This is a genomic window from Pseudomonas sp. WS 5059, from assembly GCF_012985525.1.
Classification (GTDB): Bacteria; Pseudomonadota; Gammaproteobacteria; order Pseudomonadales; family Pseudomonadaceae; genus Aquipseudomonas.
The window spans coordinates 1-711 of sequence record NZ_JAAQWO010000024.1 but is presented as its reverse complement, the minus strand read 5'-3'; the positions used below and the strand labels follow the sequence as shown (position 1 = coordinate 711).

Sequence of the window (711 nt, the reverse complement as noted above, 5' to 3'; positions counted from 1 at the left end):
AAACAGGGTATTGAATGCTAAACCAATCGTTAAGGTCGCCATTAATTCAATATCAATCGACGCGACAAAACTTATACGAAGAGGCACTTCTTGAGCCTAGTTGTACAAGTTTCATCTACCACTCTACCGTTCATCGCCCTTTTTAAAAAATTTCAAAACATCTGCGCACTTGCCCCTATCAGAAAAGATGTCCGTTGCATAAACGGGCAACTAGCGAAACGACATTTCAAAACTGGGAGTATTGTTATGACGACGAGCAATAAAAACCCTGGAAACTTTGCCAATGATTGCGAAAAAGCATCACAGGCGGGAAAGAAAGGTGGACAGGCCTCTGGCGGCAACTTCGCCAACGACCGCGAGAAAGCCTCGGAAGCCGGGCGTAAAGGCGGCCAGAACAGTCATGGTGGTGGACGTAAGTCCTGACCACACGGGCAGTACCGCTGTTCCGTTCGTTAACAAAGGGCATTCATCATGCGTGCGTCCATTGATAATCAGCGCGGCGAGCCAGCTCGCAGGCCGATTGTAGAAGTGCAAACTAAAGCAAGGACTGGCCTGCGTTCTAATACGTCTGCGTGTTACGAACATCAGCAACTTGCTGAACAAGCCGAAGCCACGATAAGTGCATCTAAAACGCCACCCTTGTGTGAAAGGCACTTATAACCGTGCAGCTTGACTCACGCGCCTAAGTGCACGTTTCCAGCACAATCGAAG

Annotated in this window: 1 protein-coding gene; it reads left to right on the top strand. The window is 48.7% G+C overall.

The genetic code is table 11. The features are described from left to right. Positions 1-246 precede the first annotated feature (246 nt). On the top strand, positions 247-423 hold the full coding sequence (locus HBO12_RS28185; RefSeq protein WP_082631594.1) for a con-10 family general stress protein: 177 nt from the start codon (positions 247-249) through the stop codon (positions 421-423). Positions 424-711: the final 288 nt, after the last annotated feature.